20 protein-coding genes are annotated in these 20,635 nt (G+C 56.8%); 4 read left to right on the top strand and 16 right to left on the bottom strand.

Annotated elements, in window-relative coordinates:
• Positions 1-24: 24 nt before the first annotated feature.
• Entirely contained in the window at positions 25-1,299 is a 1,275-nt protein-coding gene (gene tyrS, locus V4835_RS13530) for a tyrosine--tRNA ligase (protein ID WP_121423496.1), read from the top strand.
• A gap of 68 nt (positions 1,300-1,367) precedes the next feature.
• On the top strand, positions 1,368-2,228 hold the full coding sequence (pdxY, locus tag V4835_RS13525) for a pyridoxal kinase PdxY (RefSeq protein WP_331412479.1): 861 nt from the start codon (positions 1,368-1,370) through the stop codon (positions 2,226-2,228).
• A 77-nt stretch (positions 2,229-2,305) separates the two neighbouring features.
• On the opposite strand, the gene gstA is transcribed toward pdxY, so the two are convergent.
• The 12 genes from gstA to blr all read right to left on the bottom strand — a co-directional run bounded on the left by gstA (position 2,306) and on the right by blr (position 12,471).
• Positions 2,306-2,911: a glutathione transferase GstA gene (gene gstA / locus V4835_RS13520; protein WP_063142974.1), complete on the bottom strand. Its 606-nt coding sequence runs from the start codon at positions 2,909-2,911 to the stop codon at positions 2,306-2,308.
• 105 nt (positions 2,912-3,016) lie between these two features.
• Complete coding sequence (gene dtpA / locus V4835_RS13515; RefSeq protein ID WP_331412478.1) at positions 3,017-4,525, bottom strand: dipeptide/tripeptide permease DtpA; 1,509 nt, start codon at positions 4,523-4,525, stop codon at positions 3,017-3,019.
• A gap of 591 nt (positions 4,526-5,116) precedes the next feature.
• On the bottom strand, positions 5,117-5,752 hold the full coding sequence (gene nth / locus V4835_RS13510; protein ID WP_331412477.1) for an endonuclease III: 636 nt from the start codon (positions 5,750-5,752) through the stop codon (positions 5,117-5,119).
• Positions 5,749-6,435, bottom strand: coding sequence for an electron transport complex subunit E (locus V4835_RS13505; protein ID WP_331412476.1), 687 nt, complete (start codon positions 6,433-6,435; stop codon positions 5,749-5,751). Before V4835_RS13505 ends, nth begins: the two co-directional genes overlap by 4 nt.
• Positions 6,436-6,437: 2 nt before the next feature.
• The gene (gene rsxG, locus V4835_RS13500) at positions 6,438-7,058 is read right to left on the bottom strand and encodes an electron transport complex subunit RsxG (protein WP_063142978.1); all 621 of its coding nucleotides are present in this window, start codon (positions 7,056-7,058) and stop codon (positions 6,438-6,440) included.
• Between the two features lie 10 nt (positions 7,059-7,068).
• Positions 7,069-8,121 carry an electron transport complex subunit RsxD gene (gene rsxD / locus V4835_RS13495; protein ID WP_331412475.1) on the bottom strand — a complete coding sequence of 351 codons (1,053 nt, stop codon included), beginning with the start codon at positions 8,119-8,121 and terminating at the stop codon, positions 7,069-7,071.
• On the bottom strand, positions 8,122-10,143 hold the full coding sequence (gene rsxC, locus V4835_RS13490) for an electron transport complex subunit RsxC (protein ID WP_331412474.1): 2,022 nt from the start codon (positions 10,141-10,143) through the stop codon (positions 8,122-8,124).
• Positions 10,136-10,714: an electron transport complex subunit RsxB gene (rsxB, locus tag V4835_RS13485; RefSeq protein ID WP_331412473.1), complete on the bottom strand. Its 579-nt coding sequence runs from the start codon at positions 10,712-10,714 to the stop codon at positions 10,136-10,138. Before rsxB ends, rsxC begins: the two co-directional genes overlap by 8 nt.
• Positions 10,714-11,295 carry an electron transport complex subunit RsxA gene (gene rsxA / locus V4835_RS13480; protein ID WP_008500564.1) on the bottom strand — a complete coding sequence of 194 codons (582 nt, stop codon included), beginning with the start codon at positions 11,293-11,295 and terminating at the stop codon, positions 10,714-10,716. Before rsxA ends, rsxB begins: the two co-directional genes overlap by 1 nt.
• Before the next feature lie 76 nt (positions 11,296-11,371).
• Positions 11,372-11,812 (bottom strand): DUF2569 domain-containing protein, encoded by a 441-nt coding sequence (locus V4835_RS13475; protein ID WP_023335458.1) that lies wholly within the window; start codon positions 11,810-11,812, stop codon positions 11,372-11,374.
• Positions 11,813-11,898: 86 nt separating this feature from the next.
• On the bottom strand, positions 11,899-12,114 hold the full coding sequence (gene ydgT / locus V4835_RS13470; RefSeq protein ID WP_013096896.1) for a transcription modulator YdgT: 216 nt from the start codon (positions 12,112-12,114) through the stop codon (positions 11,899-11,901).
• Positions 12,115-12,345: 231 nt separating this feature from the next.
• Positions 12,346-12,471, bottom strand: coding sequence for a division septum protein Blr (gene blr / locus V4835_RS13465; RefSeq protein ID WP_168112406.1), 126 nt, complete (start codon positions 12,469-12,471; stop codon positions 12,346-12,348).
• 243 nt (positions 12,472-12,714) lie between these two features.
• On the opposite strand from blr, the gene V4835_RS13460 reads away from it, so the two are divergent.
• Complete coding sequence (locus tag V4835_RS13460) at positions 12,715-13,755, top strand: oxidoreductase (protein ID WP_331412472.1); 1,041 nt, start codon at positions 12,715-12,717, stop codon at positions 13,753-13,755.
• A 51-nt stretch (positions 13,756-13,806) separates the two neighbouring features.
• On the opposite strand, the gene add is transcribed toward V4835_RS13460, so the two are convergent.
• From add to malX, 3 genes are all read right to left on the bottom strand, one after another.
• Positions 13,807-14,808, bottom strand: coding sequence for an adenosine deaminase (add, locus tag V4835_RS13455; RefSeq protein ID WP_045353860.1), 1,002 nt, complete (start codon positions 14,806-14,808; stop codon positions 13,807-13,809).
• Between the two features lie 96 nt (positions 14,809-14,904).
• Complete coding sequence (locus V4835_RS13450; RefSeq protein WP_331412471.1) at positions 14,905-16,077, bottom strand: MalY/PatB family protein; 1,173 nt, start codon at positions 16,075-16,077, stop codon at positions 14,905-14,907.
• Between the two features lie 48 nt (positions 16,078-16,125).
• Positions 16,126-17,718, bottom strand: coding sequence for a maltose/glucose-specific PTS transporter subunit IIBC (malX, locus tag V4835_RS13445; RefSeq protein WP_023335462.1), 1,593 nt, complete (start codon positions 17,716-17,718; stop codon positions 16,126-16,128).
• Positions 17,719-17,895: 177 nt separating this feature from the next.
• Here malX and V4835_RS13440 point away from each other — a divergent pair, with 177 nt between their 5' ends.
• Positions 17,896-18,924: a Mal regulon transcriptional regulator MalI gene (locus V4835_RS13440; RefSeq protein WP_331412470.1), complete on the top strand. Its 1,029-nt coding sequence runs from the start codon at positions 17,896-17,898 to the stop codon at positions 18,922-18,924.
• A gap of 106 nt (positions 18,925-19,030) precedes the next feature.
• Here the strand turns inward: V4835_RS13440 and V4835_RS13435 are convergent, their stop codons facing one another.
• Positions 19,031-20,563, bottom strand: a complete 1,533-nt coding sequence (locus tag V4835_RS13435) for a YdgA family protein (RefSeq protein WP_331412469.1) — start codon at positions 20,561-20,563, stop codon at positions 19,031-19,033.
• Positions 20,564-20,635: the final 72 nt, after the last annotated feature.

The raw sequence follows: 20,635 nt of genomic DNA, 5'->3' as shown, positions 1-20,635 counted from the left end.
AGTCGTTTATACATGGAGAATTTGATGGCAAGCAGTAACTTGATTAAACAATTGCAAGAGCGGGGCCTCGTGGCCCAGGTGACGGACGAGGAAGCGTTAGCAGAGCGACTGGCGCAAGGCCCGATCGCGCTCTATTGCGGCTTCGACCCCACCGCTGACAGCTTGCATTTGGGGCATCTTGTTCCATTGTTATGCCTGAAACGCTTCCAGATGGCGGGCCATAAGCCTGTTGCCCTGGTGGGCGGCGCGACCGGTCTGATTGGTGACCCAAGCTTTAAAGCCGCTGAGCGTAAACTGAATACCGAAGATACCGTGCAGGAGTGGGTGGATAAGATCCGCAAACAGGTTGCACCGTTCCTCGACTTCAACTGTGGTGATAACGCCGCCATTGCCGCGAACAACTACGACTGGTTTGGTGGCATGAACGTGCTGACCTTCCTGCGTGATATCGGCAAGCACTTCTCTGTTAACCAGATGATTAACAAAGAGGCCGTGAAGCAGCGTCTGAACCGCGACGACCAGGGTATCTCCTTTACCGAGTTCTCCTACAACCTGCTGCAGGGTTATGACTTTGCCTGCCTGAACAAACTGCATGGCGTTTCCCTGCAGATTGGCGGTTCCGATCAGTGGGGTAACATCACCTCCGGTATCGACCTGACCCGTCGTCTGCACCAGAATCAGGTCTTCGGTCTGACCGTTCCGCTGATCACCAAGGCCGACGGCACCAAATTTGGTAAAACCGAAGGCGGCGCGGTGTGGCTCGATCCGAAGAAAACCAGCCCGTACAAATTCTACCAGTTCTGGATCAACACGGCGGATGCCGATGTTTACCGCTTCCTGAAGTTCTTCACCTTTATGGACATTGAAGAGATCAACGCGCTGGAAGAAGAAGACAAGAACAGCGGTAAAGCGCCGCGCGCTCAGTACGTGCTGGCGGACGAAGTGACCAAACTGGTTCACGGTGAAGAAGGTCTGGCCGCGGCAAAACGCATTACCGCAAGCCTGTTCAACGGTACCCTGAGCGATCTGAGCGAAGCGGACTTCGAACAGCTGGCGCAGGACGGCGTGCCGATGGTTGAGATGGAAAAAGGGGCTGACCTGATGCAGGCGCTGGTGGACTCTGAGCTCCAGCCTTCCCGCGGTCAGGCGCGTAAAACCATCGCGTCCAACGCTATCACCATCAACGGTGAGAAACAGGCCGACCCGGAATATACCTTCGTTGACGGCGACCGTCTGTATGGTCGCTACACGCTGCTGCGTCGCGGCAAGAAGAACTACTGCCTTGTCTGCTGGAAGTAATTAACAGTCTCCAGGGGGCGTGGGAAACCACGCCCCTTTTTGTTTTTTCAGGGTTTGGTAAGAAAAAAATGAAGAACATCCTCGCCATTCAGTCCCACGTTGTTTTTGGACACGCGGGCAATAGCGCCGCGGAATTCCCGATGCGTCGCCTCGGCGTCAACGTCTGGCCCCTTAATACCGTGCAGTTCTCTAACCACACGCAATACGGCAAATGGACCGGCTGCGTGATGCCGCCTTCGCACCTCACCGAGGTTGTGCAGGGTATTGCCGATATCGACCAGCTCAAACGCTGTGACGCCGTGCTGAGCGGTTACCTCGGCTCAGCGGAGCAGGGGGAGCATATCCTCGGCATCGTGCGCCAGGTGAAAGCCGCAAACCCGTCGGCAAAATACTTCTGCGACCCCGTTATGGGCCATCCGGAGAAAGGCTGTATCGTGGCGCCAGGCGTTGCAGAGTTTCACGTCCGCCACGCGCTGCCCGCCAGCGATATCATTGCGCCAAACCTGGTCGAACTCGAAATTCTCTGCGAGCGTCCGGTTAACAGCGTAGAAGAGGCGGTAAGCGCGTCTCGTGAACTGATCGCTCAGGGGCCTGAAGTTGTGCTGGTAAAACACCTTGCGCGCGCAGGGCTGAGCCAGGACCGTTTTGAGATGCTTCTGGTGACGAAAGATGACGCCTGGCATATCAGCCGTCCGCTGGTGGATTTTGGCCACCGCCAGCCGGTTGGGGTCGGGGATGTCACCAGCGGTCTGCTGTTGGTGAAATTACTTCAAGGGGCGACGATACGTGACGCGCTGGAGCACGTTACCGCGGCGGTGTACGAAATCATGATTGCGACGAAAGAGATGCAGGAATATGAACTGCAGGTGGTTGCGGCACAGGATCGTATCGCGAAGCCGGAGCACTATTTCAGCGCAACCCAGCTTTAAACGATGCCGGGTGGCGCTGCGCTTACCCGGCCTACAAAACCCGTGGGCCCGTGCAAGCGCAGCGCCGCCGGGCGATATTAGCTAAGACCTTCCGCTTTCAGCGCCGCAGCCACCGCAGGGCGCTCTGCGACGCGTTTCATATACGATGCAATATGGTCTAACCCTTCCAGGTTCAGCTTAACCGCGCGCGCCCAGCGCAGCACGGTGAACAGGTACGCATCGGCAATCGTGAAGCGCGAACCCGCAATCCACTGATCGTCTTTCAGCGATGCATTAACGTACTGCAGCTTTTTCTCAAGAAGCGCGCGCAGGGTCGGTTTGAACTCCTCTGGCGTATCCGGGCGGAACAGCGGCGTAAACCCTTTGTGCAGTTCGGTCGCAATGTAGTTCAGCCATTCCAGCGTTTTATAGCGAGAAATGGTACTGACCGGCGCCAGCAGATGGCGATCGGGTACGCTATCGGCCAGGAACTGCATAATCGCCACGCCTTCGGTCAGCAGGGTACCGTCATCCAGCAGGAGCGCCGGAACTTGTCCTTTCGGGTTGATGGCAAGAAAATCATCACCGTTTTCCAGACGTTTTTTCATCAGATCAACGCCATCCAGCGTAAAATCTTTGCCGCTCTCGCGCAGGGTGATATGGGAAGCAAGAGAGCACGCGCCCGGTTTGTAGAACAGTTTCATCGGTAACTCCTTTTTGCTGAGGTTCCAGCTATGTTAGTGCCCAAACGGATAAAAAAAAAGCCGCTAATGCATTAGCGGCTTCTGGTCAGTCGTTTCTCACGGAAATCACGCGGTAGCGGTGTTGGTCGCTTTAGCGGTCTTGTCGTCGTCCTGAGTCATACGGTTCAGTTTCGGTGCGGTCAGCAGCATCAGAACCGCAATAACCGCAGTCGCGATACCAATCTGCATGAACACGGTACCGTAGACGTTCAGGGAAAGCAGTGGGTCAGTCACGTTTTCCGGAACCGCCATCAGGTTGGCAATCTTACCTGCAATGATTGCCGCACCCGCAGTGGTCAGGAACCAGCTACCCATAATGAAGCCCATCAGACGCTGCGGCACCAGCTGTGCAACCATCGCAAGGCCCAGACCGGAGATCATCAGTTCGCCGATAGACTGCAGCGCGTAGCTCAGGATCAGCCAGTTAACGGACACGATACCGGCGTCGGTGGCAAATTTGGTACCCAGCGGCAGCACCAGGAAGGCGCAAGAACACAGCACCATGCCCACGGCGAACTTGTGCGGCATTGGCAGACGGTCGCCCATCTTGTTATAGATAGCGGCTAGAATCGGGGAACCAATCATGATCCAGAACGGGTTCAGAGCCTGGAACTGCTCAGGTTCGAACGCGATACCGAGGATTGAATGTTCAACGTTACGGATAGCGAAGAAGTTCAGGGAAGTTGGCATCTGGCTGTACAGCACGAAGAAGATAATCGCTTCCAGCATCAGAATGAACGCCACAATCATCTTACGACGGGCAGCGCCCTGCATGGCGAACGCTTCTTTCGCAAAGATGACCACGATACCCAGCGCAACCACGCCCAGAACGGCACGTGCGATACCCTGGTTGTGCAGCAGCCAGGTAGCGACCGCGGCAAGGATCACCACGCCCACGATGGTCGCCAGCAGTTTGCCCATATGCACAGGCTCGAAGTCAGGTTTTGAACCGTAGTCTTTAACCCAGCTGCGGCAGAACAGGAAGTTCACCACGGTAATCAGCATACCCACGAAGCTCAGCGCAAACGCCACGCTCCAGCCGAATTTCGCCGCGAGCCATGGGGTTGCCAGCATTGAGAAGAACGAACCGATGTTGATGGACATGTAGTACATGGTAAATGCACCGTCCAGGCGCGGATCGTCTTTGTTGTAGCAGGTAGAAAGCAGGGAGGACGGGTTCGCTTTGAACAGACCGTTACCGACGGCAATCGTCGCCATACCCATATACACGACAGCGGCATCATGCCCTGACCATGCAACCAGACCATAGCCAACCGCCAGAACAATGGCGCCCAGCATGATGACACGTTTAGTCCCAAGGACTTTATCACCCAGCCAGCCGCCAATAGCGACCAGACCGTACACCAGAGCACTGAAGGAGGAGAACAGCGTGATGGAATCGGCTTCGGACATACCCAGCTGTTTTACCAGGTAAACCGCCATGATCCCTTGCAGGCCGTAATAACCAAAACGCTCCCATAACTCGATAGAGAAGATGAGATAGAACGCTTTAGGCTGTTTAAAAGCGTTAAGACTCACGCTTTCATCTGTTGGTTTATTGTTTGCAGTAGACACATATACCTCTTTTTTTACATCCCATATTAACGGGGGTGTTCATAGCGTGATGGCCGTAGCCCATACGCCTTATAGTTATATTGGGAGGAGAAACGGCGGGTAATGTTCACTATCCTGTCCCATCTGGCAATACGTTTGTAATAATCTGTTACATATATCTGGGGTGGTATAATCGTCGGTTCATATAAATGTTATTCAGCGTTAAATTTCACACCATGAGCAAAGGTAGTTTTTTCGACTGGCAATAACCCTCCCTGACTGGCTTTTGGCGATATGTTCTGCTATTTGCCGCTTCATGCATTGATATAGCCCATATTCTGAAAAATAGCTGGTCTTATCTTCGGTAGGGGGAGGGGAGTATCTTGTCAGACAAAGGGTTTAAGCGGATTTTGACAACAAAAACTCAACATGAAGTTATCAGGGTGATCTCGATCACAGATATATAGAAATTTTTGGCTATAAAAAAAGTATTAACCTGTTTGAGCGTTAAACAGCCGAATAAGTGACAGGTCAGGGGAAGCGAAAGACGGACAAATAACGGCCAAAAGAAGAACGTTCGATAGCCCTTCTTTTGGCATGGGATTGCGACGATCAGGGATATACTTTTTCTTTGTATTCGCAGAGATCTTCAATAATGCAGGAGCCGCAGCGAGGCTTACGGGCAATACAGGTATAACGGCCGTGCAGAATCAGCCAGTGATGGCAATCAACCTTAAATTCGGGTGGAACCACTTTTAGCAGCTTCTCTTCGACCTGCTCGACGTTTTTCCCCGGCGCGAAGTTAGTCCGGTTGGACACGCGAAAGATATGCGTATCCACGGCGATAGTGGGCCAGCCAAACGCGGTGTTGAGCACCACGTTCGCGGTTTTACGCCCCACGCCCGGTAAGGCCTCAAGCGCAGCGCGGTCCTCCGGCACTTCGCCGCCGTGCTGTTCCAGCAGGATCCGGCAGGTCTTAATGACGTTCTCAGCTTTGCTGTTAAACAGGCCGATGGTTTTGATATAGGACTTCACGCCTTCCACGCCCAGCTCCAGCATGGCTTTCGGCGTATTGGCGACCGGATAGAGCAGGGCAGTGGCTTTATTGACGCTCACATCGGTAGCCTGCGCGGAGAGCAACACGGCGATCAGCAGCTCAAACGGGGAGGTAAAATTCAGCTCCGTCGTCGGGTGCGGGTTCTCGTCCCGCAGACGGGTCAGGATCGCAATGCGCTTTTCTTTATTCATGAAGCCTTCTCGGGTGTCCCTTCCATAACGCTACGCTCAGCCGCGCGGCGCTTACGTTTCTCATCAATCAGGTATTTTATCGCCAGCATCATGCCAAGGCCAATAAATGCGCCAGGCGGCAGCATCGCCAGCAGGAATGGCGTATCGGTGTGGAACACTTCAACGCGCAGCGCTTTGGCCCAGCCGCCGAGCAGCGCATCTGCGCCGTCAAACAGCGTACCGTTTCCGAGGATCTCGCGCAGCGAGCCCAGCACGAACATGGCGCACGTGGCACCCATGCCAATGGAAAACCCATCCAGTGCCGACATGGCGGGGCTATTTTTCACCGCAAAGGCTTCCGCCCGCCCGACGACGATACAGTTGGTGACGATAAGGGGAATAAAGATCCCGAGCGACTGGTACAGGCCGAACGCGTAGGCGTTAATCAGCATCTGGACGATACTGACCACCGACGCAATGATCATGACGTAAATCGGAATACGAATTTCCGACGGCGTCCAGCGGCGCAGGGCGGAGATGGAGAGGTTGGTCAGGGTCAGTACCAGCGTGGTTGCCAGACCCAGACCGAGCGCGTTGGTGGCGGTGGACGTTACCGCCAGCAGCGGGCACATTCCCAGAAGCTGTACCAGCGCGGAGTTGTTCTTCCACAACCCCTGGACAATAACCTCTTTAACCTGGCTCATGATTACTCTCCACAGGCCGGAAGATTGTTGATTTGCGCGGGCAGCGTTTCAGCATACAGCCCGGCTCGTTTTACGGCGTTCACCACGGCGCGCGGCGTGATGGTCGCGCCGGTAAACTGGTCGAACTCGCCGCCATCTTTCTTCACCGCAAACGCGGTGTCACCTTCGCCATGGATAACTTTACCGGCGAAGTGCAAAATCCAGTCGCTCAGCCGGGTTTCTATTTTATCGCCAAGACCCGGCGTCTCATGATGTTCCGTCACGCGTGTACCCAGTATCGTGCCGGTGAAATCGCTGCCGACAAGCAGTTGAATGGCGCCGGAATAGCCGTCGGGCGCCGTCGCTTCCATCACTGCGCCTACCGGTTTATCCCCTTTGCGGGCGATAAAGACACGGTGCGCGCCTTTCCCAAGCTGCGGCGCGTCTACCACAAAGCAGCTTTTTTGCAGGTCATTATCGTAGAAATCTGACGGGATGACCTGATCGAAGAGCGCCTTTTGCTGCTTTGAAGCCTGCTCTTCGATGGTCGTTTTGGTCAGCGCATTAACCAGTGCCGTCAGCCCCGTCAGGACCGCGGCGAAGACAGCCAGCGTAACGCCGTGTTTTTGCATCGTTTTTAACATGGCGAAACCCTTAGCGATGGCCATACACGCGCGGGCGCGTGTAATAGTCGATGAGCGGAACGGTAATGTTGGCAAGCAGGACGGCAAACGCCACGCCGTCCGGGTAACCGCCAAAGCTGCGGATGAGCCATACCAGCAGGCCCGCCAGCGCGCCGAAGATCAGGCGGCCGCGGTTAGTCGTTGACGCCGTAACCGGATCCGTCAGGATAAAGAAGGCACCTAACATGGTCGCACCGGAGAGCAAATGCATCTGCGGGCTGGCCAGTGATTCAGGAGAGAAGACCCATCCCAGCGTCGCGCAAACCGCCAGCGTCACGAGGAAGCTGACCGGAATATGCCAGCGAATGGCTTTCTGCTGCAGCAGGAACAGGCCGCCCAGCAGATACGCAAGGTTGACCCACTGCCAGCCTGCGCCCGCCAGCACGCCGCTGTAGATCGCGGATTTCATGATCTGCTCAACGCTGTGCCCGGCGTGCAGGGACGTTTTAAAGGTATCGAGAGGCGTCGCCTGGCTAATGCCGTCCACGCCCATGCGCAGCGCGTTCATATCAGCGCCGAGCGCCGTATGGCCGGTAAAGATAACGTGCAGGGCATCCATAAAGCCCGGAACCGTGGCGGCAATCTCGTGCGGTGGCAGCCAGCTGGTCATCTGCACCGGGAAGGAGATCAGCAGCACCACGTAGCCAATCATCGCCGGGTTAAACGGGTTATGGCCCAGGCCACCATACAGCTGTTTGGCAATAATCACGGCGAAAACGGTCCCGAGAACCACCATCCACCACGGTGCAAACGGCGGGATACTGATGGCCAGCAGCAGGCCGGTCAGCAGCGCGGAGTTGTCGGCAAGAATGCGGGAGACAGCCGCCTTGCGCAGCTTAAGCACAAGGGCTTCCGCCGCCAGGGCGCTGGCACAGCCCAGGATTATCTGGAACAGGGTTCCCCAGCCGAAAAACCAGCACTGAACGACAATGCCCGGCAGCGCCGCCAGGCAGACCAGCATCATGATGCGCGATGTCTGGCGCTGATTGTGGGTGTAAGGGGAGCTTGCGATTCTGAAAACCATTTAATCCTCGTTAACTGCTTGCTGTGCGGCTTTCTTCGCCTGAACGCGCGCAATGGCGGCGGCAACGGCGGCCTTGCGCGGGTCGTCGTTGGCGGCCTGCGGTTGCTCTTCCTGCTGCGCCGCCTTACGGGCTTTGGCGCGAGCAATGGCCGCTTCGACGGCGGCTTTGCGCGGGTCGACCGGTGCTTCGGGTTCTGCCACAGGGGCCTGCTGCGCTGCTTTGCGCGCTTTGGCGCGGGCAATCGCCGCTTCAACGGCCGCTTTGCGTGGATCGACCGTATCCTGCTCGACGACCACGCTTTGCTCACCGGCTTTGCGGGCTTTGGCCCGGGCTATCGCTGCCTCAACGGCGGCTTTACGCGGGTCGACCTCAGCATCTGCCTTGACCGTTTGCGCTTTTTCAGCCTGACGGGCGCGCGCTGCGGCCTTACGTGCCTCACGCGCGGCGATGGCTTCGCTGTTATCAGGTTTCTCACCCGCCGGGATCACCACAGGCTGTGCCGCGGTCGCTTTTTTCTCGCGAACGCGCGCCAGCGCGGCGTTAATGGCATCCTGATCTTTTTCGGCAGGCTGAACGGCGGCCTGCTTATGGCGTTCCTGACGGGCGACTTTTTCGCGTTCCAGTCGCGCCTGGCGCGCTTCGAAGCGCGCTTTGGCTTCCGCAGCGCGTTTTTCTTCCATAGAGATGGCATAAATCTCAGCTTTCTCCTGGCGGAAATACTGCACCAGCGGGATGTTGCTTGGGCAGACCCAGGCGCAGGCGCCGCATTCGATGCAGTCGGCCAGGTTATGGGCTTTTGCCTTGTCGTGCAACTGGCCTTTGCTGTACCAGTACAGCTGCTGCGGCAGCAGGTCCGCCGGGCAGGCATCGGCGCAGGCGCTACAGCGGATGCAGCCTTTCTCTTCCTGCTCTTCGCCCATCTCGGTCGGGGAAGGCGCGAGCAGACAGTTGGTGATTTTCACTACCGGAACGTCCAGCCACGGCAGGGTAAAGCCCATCAGCGGGCCGCCCATGATCACCATCTGGTCGCTGCCCGGGCAAAACTCAGCCTGCTCCAGCAGATGGCGCACCGGCGTACCCAGACGCGCCCAGACGTTGCCCGGACGAGAAATCGATTCCCCGGTCAGCGTCACCACGCGCTCGGTTAACGGTTCGCCGTCAATCACCGCGCGCTTCACGGCATAAGCGGTGCCGACGTTTTGCATCAGCACGCCGATATCCGAAGAGCGTCCGCCGTGCGGGACCTGCTTGCCGGTGAGAATTTGCGTCAGCTGTTTTGCACCGCCAGAAGGGTACTTGGTCGGGATAACGCGCAGGCTAATATCATGGCTACCGGCCAGCACGGCGCGCAGCATAGAGATAGCCTGCGGTTTATTGTCTTCAATACCAATCAGCACTTCCCGCGGCTGCAGAATGTGCGCAAGGATGCGGATGCCTTCCACCACCTGGGCGGCACAGTCCTGCATCAGACGATCGTCAGCGGTGATATACGGCTCGCACTCGGCGGCGTTGATAATCAACGTCTGAATGTTATCGCCACCGCCGCGCAGCTTGACGCCGGTCGGGAAGCCCGCGCCACCCAGCCCGGCGACGCCGAACTGATGAATTCGCTCGATAAGCGCTTCGCGGCTGTGGGCGCGGTAGTCGCTCCAGCCGTCACGGTCAATCCAGCGGTCTTCGCCGTCGGCTTCAATAATAACGCTCAGTTCTGAAAGCGCGGACGGATGCGCCACCGTATGCGGGGCAATGGCGACCACCTTACCCGAGGTTGGCGCGTGCACCGGCAGCATGCGTCCGCGCCCAAAGGTCAGCGGCTGACCGCGAAGAACCGTATCGCCTTCTTTCACGCACAGCTCACCCTCAGCGCCAATATGCTGCTTGAGCGGCATAACGTAACGCGTCGCCAGCGGAATTTGACGCAGCGGCGTGCCGTTGGACTGGGTTTTCATTTCCGGTGGATGAATACCGCCGTCAAAGTCCCAGATCTTCTCTTTTCTGAAAGCAGAAAATAACTTAAGCATGTTGTTCCACAGGAATATTGCGAACCGGAATGGCTTGAAGATCCCACTTCCAGCTTTCGGTAGTCGTTTCAACCGGGCGCAGCTCGATACATTGCGTCGGGCAGGGGGCCACGCAGAGGTTACAGCCGGTGCAGAGGTCCGCCACGACGGTGTGCATAGCGCGGGTGGCGCCAACAATGGCGTCAACCGGGCAGGCCTGAATACATTTGGTGCAGCCGATGCAGTTGGCTTCGTCGATCACGGCCAGGGCTCGGACCGGCTCCTGCACGTCCGCATCGCCGTCAACGGGCTGCGGATCAACGTTAAGCAGGGTCGCGATTTTCAGCATCACCGCTTCGCCGCCGGGGGCGCAGCGGTTAATTTTTTCACCCTGAATCCCTACCGCTTCGGCATAGGGGCGGCAGCCGGGGTAGCCACACTGCCCGCACTGGCTTTGCGGCAGAAGCTCATCAATTTTCTCAACAACAGGATCGTCCTCTACCGCGAAACGACGGGAGGCGTAACCCAGGATAAGGCCAAACACCAACCCCAGAACGCTGATAGAGGCGATGGCAATCCAGATAGCATTCATTACAACTTCACCAGACCACTAAAGCCCATAAAGGCCAGAGACATTAAACCTGCGGTCACCAGCGCAATCGCGTTACCGCGGAAGGGCGCAGGAATATCCGCTGCTGCCAGGCGCTCGCGAATGGAGGCGAACAGCACCATGACCAGGGAGAAACCGACTGCCGCAGAAAAACCATACAGCGCCGACTGCATAAAGTTATGGCCAAGGTTGATGTTCAGCAGCGCTACGCCGAGAACGGCGCAGTTGGTGGTGATCAGCGGCAGGAAGATACCCAGCAGGCGATAAAGCGCCGGGCTGGTTTTGCGCACCACCATTTCGGTAAATTGCACCACCACCGCGATAACCAGAATAAAGGCCAGCGTACGAAGATAGGTCAACCCCAGCGGGATGAGGATCCAGGTATCGATCCACCACGCGCAGATGGACGCCAGCGTCATCACGAAGGTCGTCGCCAGCCCCATACCCATTGCCGTTTCCAGCTTTTTGGAAACGCCCATAAACGGGCACAGGCCAAGGAACTTCACCAGAACGAAGTTGTTAACCAGCACGGTGCCGACAAAGAGCAGTAAGTAATCGGTCATTATTTAGCCTGAAATAAAAAAGCCGCCTATTATCGGACAAACCAACGCAGGCGACAACAGGTTATCTGTAGGGTTATTACGGGTTCACGAAGGTGTTTTTCACCCGCGTCGAACGCTTGAAATAGGGCACCAGCAGCGCCGCGGCCAGCAGTGGGAAAAGCAGCTGACGAACGGCCAGAGCGTCTGAAACGGGCGAAAAAGCAAACGCTTTCACCGCCAGCAGGACCGAAATCAGCAGCCAGATGATGTAATGCTTCGGCACACTCTTGCGGCGCTTAAAGAAGGCAATGGTCAGCCACAGCGTGTAGTACCACATTCCAATTGCGAAAACGAACGACACAAACCACATCGCAATATTCAGCACGCTTTGCGACATCAGGGTCTGGATGGCGTGAGGGGTAACCAGTGCGGTGGTATACAGCAGCAGCGCAAGTGATGCGCTTAATAAGGCAACCAGCAGCCATGCCAGTGGGGCGATTAACCAGCCTCCAATGCGTTCTCCAGGCGTTGCGGTCATGAACTCTCCCATAATCTGCGCGAAATGTTGTACAGCCAGTTTGCAGGGCGGAGAGTATATAACATTTCGCGCGGATGGCTACTTTCTTATAAAACGTAACGCCACACGGACTTAGGCACTTCACCGACGTTGAACAAACGACCACCGGAAACCAGCTCCGCACGGCGATGGTCAGCGGCGCGATACATATTAATGATGTCCTGATTATCCGACAGGGTGTAGTTCAGATGGTCAAACAGTTTTTCCAGGCTCTCAAGCGAATTGATCTTGCGAAATTTTAATAAATAGTCCTGAACTGTCATATTAATAAGTTTCCATATAAAAGTGAGTAATACCAGTTAAGGTAATTCGTTCGAATAATAAACGGATTAATAAAGACGTAAACAGCCCACTCAGGTAACGCGACGAAATTAGGAGTTTTCTTTGCTGAAATTCAGGCATCAGACGATGCCTGGAAGAGAAGGTTAACCGTGTTCACCAGGGCTGGCAATAAGTAACTGACATATTATGTCACTCTTTATTGCAGTAACCGGTTACTTAGGTTGGGCGACTGTGACAGGCTCCGGCGGCTGGTAGTTATCGATATGGCTGGCAACGCCCAGCAAAATGACCGAAACCCCAAGGACAATCCATCCCGCTAATTCAATGATTCGATTAATAATTGACGTCATGATTCGTAATTGTACTTTATCCATAAATACAGGGCGCAAATGTTACAGCGACGTTTCCCCGACGGCAAGCGCTTTGGGAACGGTTCCCTTAAACAAAATCAGTAGGTTAATACTATGTAACAAAAACAACCCGTACAACCTGCTATTTTAAGTCATATGGCACATTATTAATCTGTGGTCATGTCAGGTTAGCCAGTGTGAAATAAGAACGTCATAAAAGAGGATGGCACTATGAGTGATAATATCCGCGTCGGGCTTATCGGCTACGGGTACGCGAGCAAAACGTTTCATGCGCCTCTGATAGCCGGGACGCCGGGGATGGCGCTGGCGGCGGTATCCAGCAGCGATGCCGCTAAAGTTCATGCCGACTGGCCTTCCGTGCCGGTTGTCTCTGAGCCAAAACACCTTTTCAACGATCCAAATATTGATTTGATCGTCATCCCCACGCCGAACGACACCCACTTTCCGCTGGCAAAGGCCGCGCTGGAAGCCGGTAAGCACGTGGTTGTCGATAAGCCCTTTACCGTCACGCTGTCTCAGGCTCGCGAGCTGGATGCGCTGGCAAAGAGCCTGGGCAGGCTGCTGTCGGTATTCCATAACCGCCGCTGGGACAGCGATTTTTTGACGGTAAAAAGGCTTCTCAGTGAGGGCACGCTAGGGGAGATCCTCTTTTTTGAATCGCACTTTGACCGCTTCCGACCGCAGGTAAGAAACCGCTGGCGCGAGCAGGCCGGTCCGGGCAGCGGTATCTGGTACGATTTAGCCCCGCATCTGCTCGATCAGGCCGTCAATCTTTTTGGTCTGCCGGTGAGCATGACTGTCGATCTGGCCCAGCTCAGGCCCGGAGCGCAGACGACCGATTACTTCCACGCTGTATTAAGTTACCCGCAGCGGCGAATAGTGCTGCACGGCACGATGGCCGCGGCCGCAGAATCGGCCCGCTATATTATTCACGGCACGCGCGGGAGCTACGTGAAGTTTGGTCTCGATCCGCAGGAGGACCGACTGAAAAGCGGTGAACGTTTGCCGCAGGAAGACTGGGGCTATGATATGCGCGACGGCGTGGTAACGCGGGTGGAAGGTGAGGAGCTGGTAGAGGAGACCTTGCTGACGATCCCGGGCAACTATCCGGCCTATTATGCGGCCATCCGCGATGCGCTGAACGGCACGGGAGAAAATCCGGTTCCGGCCAGCCAGGCGATTCAGATCATGGAGCTGATCGAGCTGGGTATCGAATCTGCCAAACATCGCGCCACGCTCTGTCTGGCATAAATTTAAACGTTTTGTAGGCCGGGTAAGCGTCAGCGCCACCCGGCAACGGTGTTAACCGCGAGCCACTTTATCTTTCAGCGCCTGCTTCTCTTCAGGCGTCAGGAAGGCAATTTCCAGCCCGTTGATCTGCGCCTGACGGATCTGCTCGCGGCTCAGACCCGCCTGCGGTGCGGCGATGTTGTACTCGTGGATGATATCCACGCCCTGAACCGCCGGGTCGTCGGTGTTCAGCGAGGCCAGCACGCCGTGCTCGAGGAACGTTTTCAGCGGATGATGCGCCAGCGTTGCCACGGTGCTGGTCTGAATGTTAGACGTCAGGCACGACTCAATCCCGATACGCTGCTCCGCCAGGAAATCCATCAGGGCGCGATCTTCTACTGCCTTCACGCCGTGACCGATACGCTCGGCGCCCAGCTCGCGGATGGCCTGCCAGATGCTTTCCGGGCCTGCCGCTTCACCTGCGTGCACGGTAATGTGCCAACCGGCATCGCGCGCGCGGTTGAAGTGGGAGAGGAACAGACTGCCCGGGAAGCCCAGCTCGTCGCCGGCGAGGTCGACGGCGGTGATGGCATCGCGATGGGCCAGCAGCGCTTCCAGCTCCTGCAGGCAGGCGGCTTCGCCGAACGTGCGGCTCATAATGCCAATCAGACGGGCCTGAACGTCGAAAGTTTTACACCCTTCACGGACGCCTTCAATGACGGCTTCCACCACGCCCGCAACGGGCAGGTTGTGGGTCATCGCCATGTAGCCCGGCGAGAAGCGCAGCTCGACGTAATGCAGGCCGTTACGGGCCGCATCTTCAATGTTCTCAAACGCCACGCGGCGGCAGGCATCCAGCGAGGCCAGCATCTTCACGCCCCAGTCGAGTTTGCTCAGGAAGCTGACCAGGTCCGGTTCATTGGAGGTCACCTGTACGTGCGGGATCAACGACTCAAGCGTCTGCGCAGGAAGCGTTAAATTGAACTGGCGGCCAAGATCGAGGATGGTTTGGGCACGAATGTTACCGTCAAGGTGACGATGAATATCAGTTAAAGGCAGGCGTGTATCAATCATGGTCGCACTCTTTTCTGGTTAAAGTGCGCCATATTATAAAAACAAAACGGGGTAAAAAGCTATTTGCGCAAGGGAATATTCCGTTGCGCAAATTGATTACAGGATTGCGTTAATCCCGGCGATGAGGCGTTGAACGCCTTGTTCCAGCTTGCTGCGCGGGCAGCCCGCATTCAGGCGAACAAAGCCATTTCCCTCTTTGCCGTAGGTATATCCCGGCATGATGGCGACCTTTTGCTGCTCGATCAGCACTTTTTGCAGCGCCCGGTCGTCAATATTCAGCGGGCGCAGGTCAATCCAGGCCAGATAGGTCGCTTCCGGCGGCTGCCAGTTCAGTTTCGGAAAAGCGCTGTTTACCTCCTGCGCGATATACAACAAATTCTCTTCGAGATAACCCCGCAGGGCATCCAGCCACGGCGCTCCCTGCTGATAGGCGGCGATATGCGCCGTCAGCGCCAGCACGGAAGGGGAAGAGAGGCCGTCCCGGCCTTTTAGCGCGCTGAGATAACCGTTTCGGCTCTCTTCATCGCCGATCAGACCGTAAGCGCCCGTCAGCGCCGGAATATTAAAGCTTTTCGAGCCGGAGGTGAGAAGCGCCCATTTGCCGCGCGCCACCGTGTTCCACGGCGTGTGACGATGCTCTCCCCACACCATGTCCATATGGATTTCATCGCTGATAACCGCCACGTCATAACGCGCGCACAGCTCCGCCATCTGCGTCAGTTCCTCCCGCGTCCAGACCTTGCCGGTCGGGTTTTGCGGGCTGCACAGCAGCAAAATTTTGTTTTCAGGTTTCGCCAGGGCTGCTTCCAGCGCAGCCATATTACCCTGCCAGCCAGCGGCATGCTTTTCCATCTCGATGGGCACCACATGACGCGCATTGCCTTCAATGGCTTTGTAAAACGCATCGTATGCCGGGGTGTGTACCACCACGCCGTCGCCGGGGTTTGACCAGAGACGAATCAGCTCTGACACCATGTAGATAACGGAAGGGCCATAAACAATCGATTCGGTCTCTATCTGGCTGTGAAAGCGCTGCTGGAACCAGTGCGCGACGGCGGCGAGAAACTCATCGTTCTTCCAGCGGCTGTAGCCCAACACGCCGTGATTGATGCGCTGGTGCAGCGCGTCGGTAATGCAGGGAGCGGTGGCGAAATCCATATCCGAGATGGTGAAGGGCAGCAGGTCGGCCGCGCCAAAGCGGTCGGCGACGTAGTCCCACTGCGTACACCAGGTGCCGTGTCGATCCACGACGGTAGAAAAATCAAACATGACGTTAATCCTTAAAGTAAAACCCCCTCATGAGAGGGGGCTGAGGCATCAGGCTTCTACTGTTCGCATCAGGGTAGCCAGCTCATCCTTCACCGACTGCACCTGCGGGCCGATAACCACCTGCAAATTGTGCTGATTTAACTGTACCACGCCGATGGCCCGGTTGGCTTTCAGGGCGTTGGTATCCACTTTTGACATATCCGCCACCGACAGGCGCAGGCGGGTAATGCAGTTATCCAGAGAGGTGATATTATCCGCACCGCCCAGCGCCGCCAGAATGGCCGGGGTGTTATAGCCGGATTTACCCACGGTCCCGGCAACCGCCTGTTCAACGCTGCTCGCCGTTTCAACATCGCGGCCAGGCGTTTTCAGGTTAAAGCGGGTGATGGCGAAGCGGAAGATACCGTAATACACCGCAAACCAGATAGCCGCCACGACCGGCACCAGATACCACTTGGTGGACAGGCCGTGCAGGATGCCGAACACCACGAAGTCAATCACGTTGCCGTCGGTATTGCCGATGGTCACGCCCAGCACCGCCATCACGGTAAAGCCCAGACCGGTCAGCACCGCGTGGATGAGGTACAGCACCGGCGCGACGAACAGGAACAGGAACTCGATTGGCTCGGTGGTTCCGCCCACGACGCAGGCGATCACGCCGGAAATCAGCAGGCCTTTAATTTTATGACGGTTTTCCGGGCGTGCGCAGTGGTACATCGCCAGCGCGGCACCCGGCAGGCCGCCGAGGAAGGCAGGCATTTTACCCTGAGACAGGAAGCGGGTGGCGCTTTCGGAGAAGCCGTGGGTGGTCGGGCAGCTCAGCTGCGCCTGGAAGATGGTCAGCGCACCGCTCACGTCGTGACCGCACACCTCCATCGTCCCGCCCGCTTCGGTGAAGCGAATCAGGGCCACCAGGATATGCTGCAGGCCAAACGGCAGGAGCAGACGCTCGCCGGTGCCGAAGATCATCGGACCAAAATCTCCCGCGCCGTTGATGATGCGGCCAATGCCGTTGATGCCCATTGCAAAGACCGGCCAGATCAGCGGAATGATCAAACCAAACAGGCCCATCACCACCAGGGTGATAATCGGCACGAAGCGGGTACCGCCGAAGAAGGCCAGAGCATCCGGCAGGCGGATATTGTGGAAGCGCTCGTGCAGCATCCAGATAATTACACCCGCGATCACCGCCCCGAGGATCCCGGTATCAATAGACTGGATGCCAATCACGCTCTGAATGTTGTTGGCTTTCAGCACGGCAGCGTCGGTGGTCGGCAGAATGCCTTTCGCAGTCAGCCAGAAGTTAACCGCCAGGTTCATCACCGCGTAACCGACAAAACCGGCAAACGCCGCGACGCCTTTATTTTCGCGCGCCAGGCCCAGCGGGATGGCGATGCAGAACATGACGGGCAGGAAGCTAAACGCAAAGGAGCCGACTTTACTCATCCAGATAAAGATCGCCTGCAGCACGGGGGTACCGAGGAACGGGATCAGCGTGATGACGTCTTTACTGCTTAGCGAGCTGCCGATCCCGAGCATGATCCCGCAGAACGAGAGAAGTGCCACGGGCAGCATAAAGGTTTTACCCAGTTGCTGGAAAAATTCCCACAGCGATATTTTTTGTGCTGCTTTCGCCGTCATAAAACGACTCCTTTATTGTTAAAATCAGTTTGTCTGCTTCAATGCTGCGAGAAGATAAAACGTTTTATCAAAGTTTAGTGCGCGCTAAATCACATTCTCAGGCTTTGACTGGTAGTATAAAGATAACGTATTGATAAAACGTTTTACCGATCTCATTTCAGGGAGTCACGCCGACACATGGCTGTAGCGAAAAAAATCACCATCAACGATGTCGCGCTGGCGGCGGGCGTTTCCGTCAGCACCGTTTCTCTGGTGCTAAGCGGGAAAGGGCGCATCTCTCCTGCCACCGGTCAGCGGGTGAACGAGGCGGTTGAACAGCTGGGCTTTGTGCGTAACCGCCAGGCGTCGGCGCTGCGTGGCGGGCAAAGCGGGGTGATTGGCCTGATTGTTCGCGACCTGACGTCACCTTTTTATGCGGAGCTGACCGCCGGGCTAACCGAAGCGCTTGAAGCGCAGGGACGAATGGTCTTTCTGCTGCACGGCGGTCGCGAGGCCGATCAGCTTCTCTCCCGGCTCGATATGCTGCTGAACCAGGGGGTGGACGGGGTGATCGTCGCCGGGGCGTCGGGCGTGGGCAGTGAACTGTGCGAGCGCGCCGCCGCGAAAGGCGTGCCGCTGGTGTTCGCTTCGCGCGCCAGCTACCTGGACGAGGCCGACACGCTGCGCCCGGATAACATGCAGGCCGCACAAATGTTGACCGAGCATCTTATTCGTCGTGGGCATCAGCGCATTGCCTGGCTGGGCGCTAAAAGCTCGTCCCTGACCCGGGCCGAGCGGGTAGGCGGCTACTGCGCGACGCTGATTAAATACGGTCTGCCGTTCCACAGCGAATGGGTCGTGGAGTGTGAATCCAGCCAGAAGAAAGCGGCGGAAGCGATAGGCGCGCTGCTGCGAAGCAGTCCGACGATCAGCGCCGTGATTTGCTACAACGATGTGATTGCCATGGGCGCCTGGTTTGGCCTGATCCGCGCCGGGCGTCAAGGCGGCGAGGGCGGGGTTGAAACCTTCTTCGGCCATCAGGTGGCATTGGGAGCGTTCGCCGACGTCGGTGAAAACGCGCTCGATGACCTGCCGATCGTCTGGGCCACCACCCCTGCGCGGGAGATGGGCTACACCCTGGCGGACAGGATCATGCAGCGCATCGACAATACGGATGTTCAGGCCGGGCACCAGATTGTGGCGGCGCGGCTGGTGACGGTGAAGTAATCTCCGCTGCACATCGCCCGGCGGCGCTTCGCTTGCACGGGCCTACAAGGTCGATCGTAGCCGTCACCCGGCAATAAAAAACCCCTCATGCGAGGGGTTTTGTCGTTTACTGCTGCGGTGCCGCCGGAGCGGCAGGCGCTGCCGGTTCAGCCGGTTCCGGCATCCCCAGCGTTGGCATACCAAACATGCCGACGAAGTCTTCCAGCGGCATCTTGTCGCCGTTGAGCGTTACCTGGCCGTTGGCATACTGCAGGCTGGTGGAAATCGTGTTGTTTTCCACTTTGGTGATGCGGAACATCTGGCCCATGGCCGCCAGGCCTTTCACCTGCTGGCTAGCCAGCTTGCCGGCGTCTTCATCGCCGTAGCCTTCCAGCTTCGCAATTTGGGTCATAAACTCGGTCGCCATATCCATCGGGATGGTCAGCTTGCTGTCGAGCGACTTCACGCTGCGATCCACTTCCTGCGCCAGCGTCTGCGGTTCACCCGTTGCGGCTGCCGGATCTTTCAGGAACAGTGACAGGTTGAAGTTGGTTTCGCCTTTGCTGTTTTTCCAGCTCAGCGGCGCAACGGTTATCACCGGCTCACCTTTCAGCAGGATAGGCAGGTTGTTGAACAGTACCGCCATCGCCTGCTGCTGGTACACCTCAGGGTTCTGCTGCAGCGCGGCATCGGTCAGCAGCGCCTGGCTCTCTTTGCTGTATTTCTGGCTAAACTCGTGCCACGCCTGGCCGTCGATATTGCCGATCTTCAGCGACAGTTTGCCGGTGCCCAGATCCTGATTCTGCACTTTCAGGCTCTTCAGCGTGTAGTCCAGCTGGGTGTTGATGCTCTTACCGTCTTTGGAAACGTCGGATTTGCCGTTGACGTCCATGCCTTCCAGCACGGCCATCTCTTTTCCTTCAACCGCAATGGCAACCTTGTCGAGAGACAGTTTTTGATCGCCAATACGCTCCTGAAAATCGGTCATTCGGCTGTTGCCGTCGGCTTTCAGGTTGCTGAAGGTGAGCTGAACTTTTTGGTTATATTCGTTCACGGCATTGACCAGGCCGCTTTCCGCTTCACCCGTCAGGGAGAACACGTTTCCGTCGCGGTCAGCATCGAGTTTGAAGTGACCGCCGCTGAAGGCGACTTTCTCATTCTCGTTCTCGTAGTTCAGCGCTTTCAGGGCAATATCGGAGCTTGTGTCACCGGCATAGCTGATTCGGGTATTAATGTCGAAAGGCGATTCATTCTTCGCCAGGTCAAACAGCGGTTTGGTGACGTCGTTATTCACCAGCACGGTATGAACGGACGCCATCGACGGGATCAGGTTAAAGGACTTCAGCTGCGCCAGCGGCAGCGGACCGTGGCTCACCACCTCGTCCAGCACCACGCTCTGGCCCGGTTTCAGCCAGCCGTTTGCAGCACCGGCAACCGGCTTCACTACCAGCTGCATACGGCTGGTAAACACGCCGCGATGATAGTTCTGGTAGCTCAGCTCAAGGCCCGCCTCCGGCGCGCTGCGCTTAATCTCTCCGTTAGCCTGCGCCACCATCTCAGCCAGACGGCCTTCCAGCTGTTTCCCGGTAAACCAGGAGGCACCCGTCCAGACCACGCCTAACGCTACAATCACTCCAACCGCTACGACCGATTTTTTCATTGCGACTATCCCTAAAATGAAACCAGGCGGTAAAAACCGCCTGGAGATATTAAGCCTGCAACTAGCTTAGCA

It is taken from the genome of Enterobacter cloacae complex sp. CARB60 (genome assembly GCF_036487345.1).
Classification (GTDB): domain Bacteria; phylum Pseudomonadota; class Gammaproteobacteria; order Enterobacterales; family Enterobacteriaceae; genus Enterobacter; species Enterobacter asburiae_D.
The sequence above is the reverse complement of the archived record's forward strand: the minus strand, read 5'-3'. Positions and strand labels throughout refer to the sequence as shown.